General features: G+C 38.3%; 4 protein-coding genes. 1 reads left to right on the top strand and 3 read right to left on the bottom strand.

The features are described 5' to 3' along the window. Positions 1–210 precede the first annotated feature (210 nt). Complete coding sequence (locus QUB70_RS32865; RefSeq protein WP_442927868.1) at positions 211–573, top strand: GUN4 domain-containing protein; 363 nt, start codon at positions 211–213, stop codon at positions 571–573. Between the two features lie 15 nt (positions 574–588). Here QUB70_RS32865 and QUB70_RS32330 read toward each other — a convergent pair whose 3' ends face one another. From QUB70_RS32330 to QUB70_RS32320, 3 genes are all read right to left on the bottom strand, one after another. Further along, complete coding sequence (locus QUB70_RS32330; RefSeq protein ID WP_332985889.1) at positions 589–900, bottom strand: ISAzo13-like element transposase-related protein; 312 nt, start codon at positions 898–900, stop codon at positions 589–591. Next, positions 875–1,795, bottom strand: coding sequence for an ISAzo13 family transposase (locus tag QUB70_RS32325; protein ID WP_332985888.1), 921 nt, complete (start codon positions 1,793–1,795; stop codon positions 875–877). The genes QUB70_RS32330 and QUB70_RS32325 overlap by 26 nt, the downstream gene beginning before the upstream one ends. Positions 1,796–2,099: 304 nt before the next feature. After that, the coding region (locus tag QUB70_RS32320) for a hypothetical protein (protein WP_332985887.1) at positions 2,100–2,433 on the bottom strand (334 nt) is incomplete at its 5' end.

Genomic DNA, 2,433 nt, shown 5'->3' with positions numbered 1-2,433 from the left:
TAAGGTTGCGAATTAGAGCGCTAATATTACCATGAGAAATATCTGCTACATCATCAGGTTAAAATCAACGCAGATAATTAGATATTTTGGCTTAATTATCAACAATAAATATCTCAAAGCCTTATTACAGCGTACAGAGTCGCTAATTTAGGATGATTGCATTTACGTCATACAGCCGGCGTTACACAAAGGCTTTAATTGTTTTTGGAGATGTCTAATGGTCGCTTTGGGTTTAGTGTACAAAAGCGCATTATGTCGGAACTAGGAGAGGATACAATATCGTTTTTATGTAAATCAAGCTCCTCCTATCAGGAAAGTCAGAAAAAACGTGAATTAAGAGGGAGTTTCGAGAGACGGATAGGATGGTACACTCCTGACCGTGAGGACAGTGCCGGTAGAATGACTCTTGGTTTAAAAATTTATAACGATCTTACTTTTTCAATGCAGGCTCCACATGGACATCTTCCCACGGCGAATTATTGCCGGGAAGGATCTAGTTATTCGCGGCGAGATGGTGGGTCATTTGAAACTCAACGGCTGACTGATTGTTACGACTTAGGAATGAAAATTTAATAACTTTAGCGTTGGTTAAATAGTCGGCACTGCACGATAATTCCATTTTGGTAGATATTCATCAAAAATAATTTTCATTGTTTCTTTAAATCCATTAGCTACTTTTCGACCAGTTTCATAAATTTTATCAATCACATTTACTACGACAGAAAGCCCGGTTTTAGTATGCGTTTTTGCCATGAGTTTTTTTACTAACTCAAGAGAAGTAAAAATCACTCCTTGACAGGCTCTAGTTACGTGAGGAAACAAACGATGTTCGATCGGATTATATTTCGAGGTATAGGGAGGATAGTGTGCGATTCTAATTTCTATCCTGAGCTTCGTCAACTAACTTTTGTAAATCTGATTTAAAGATGTGATGATTAGAATTATTTCTGCCACCTCCATCGCATTTTATTAAAATTGAATCGGCTTGAGGGTAGATAAATTTTCCGTAATTAACCCACCATAATTTAATCGATTCACAAGCAAATTCACTCGTATCTTTACTGATTCCCAGGTTTAAATATCCTCGGTTATGTTGCAGATCGTAAATTCCATGAGGCACTACTTTCCCGTCAGCTAGACTCCAAAAATCATGGTCAAATGTCGTAACAACTTCGGTAGTATATAGACTGCCTGCTCGATATAAATTTCCAATAAATTCCTTCTTTTTTGTGTCCATACTAACAATTGGATTACCCCGCAACTCATACTCAGTGGTTATTCTAGCAAGATTCTCAAATTGTTCATTCCGATTTTTTGTGACTCCGGTTGTTTGTTGTTTTTGGGCTTTGCGTTTCACATATCCATGTTTTTTTAAAAGTTTTTTAACAACTGTTGTGCTGACTATTGTTTCCTGAGCCTTTAGGCCTTCAACTATTTGTTGATGAGTCAGATTTGTCCATTTAATTTTTTCGGACATTGGATCTCCGGCTGTGTGGTTTTTTAAGACTTCTAAAAAACGCTCATTTAAATTAGGTATCTGAGAATCCCTGGTTTTTCTTCCTCCCCCAGGTCGGCGAATTCTCTTGTGATTCCTGCTGTGTTCTGATTCACTTTTTAACTCCTTAATGCCCTTGGCTATTGTATTTCTGTCTACTCCCAAAACTCGGGCTATGTAAATGATTCCACCACGACCAAGTTTTACGGCTTCTATCGCTGCATATCTTCTTTTGTCTTTTTCAGATAAAGACTGATGATGTTGGAGCATTAAAGCAGTAATTTCGTCTGAGTAATACATAAATTAAGTTAGAATCAATGATTCAAATCAACAAATCATGGGCGACATAAGCAGAGCCAAGTAGGTATAATATTTGACATCCATACCGAAACATGAACCTATTCATATTCACTCATTTATTTATTATACATCGCTGAGGTTATTAAATTTTCATTCCTTAGTACATCTCTTGGATAGGCTTTCAAGTTGCGGTATTGCTCTGTAGTCAAAATCCTGGTCACATAAACTTGTTTACACAGTTGTATAGACATGGGATTGAGTGACGATCGCCCCTTCACTCCTAAAAGCGATCGCACTTCTCTCCTCACTTCTTCCCCACCTTGTCTAATTGCTTCCAAAAAGGCTGTTGAAGCGCGATCGCCCTTTCGTCAATTCCCAACAAACACAAAACTCGATCGCACTGAGGGCGATCGCCCTTGACAACTCCGAAGTCTCCAAGCATTAGAAAAATTAGAAAGTGCGATCGCCCGCTCCAAATAGCAATAGATCGGAAACAAGGTAGATCGCACTCAGACCCAAGAAACCGGGTTTTTCGAGAATCTGGGGCTTTGTGCCAAGTATTTTCGGCTCTCCTGACTTTATGGTGTATAATGTAACAAACAATACATTTGCTGTCATGGACTTTTATTTGGACTATA

It is taken from the genome of Microcoleus sp. A003_D6, assembly GCF_036702825.1.
In the GTDB taxonomy this organism is placed as follows: domain Bacteria; phylum Cyanobacteriota; class Cyanobacteriia; order Cyanobacteriales; family Microcoleaceae; genus Microcoleus.
Note: the sequence above shows the minus strand (reverse complement) of the source record. Positions and strands in the feature narration are given on the sequence as shown.

Bases quoted from the DNA above. Each gene is read 5' to 3' on its own strand.
- QUB70_RS32865 (WP_442927868.1), top strand. From the start codon at position 211: ATGTCTAATGGTCGCTTTGGGTTTAGTGTACAAAAGCGCATTATGTCG.
- QUB70_RS32325 (WP_332985888.1), bottom strand. From the start codon at position 1,795: ATGTATTACTCAGACGAAATTACTGCTTTAATGCTCCAACATCATCAG.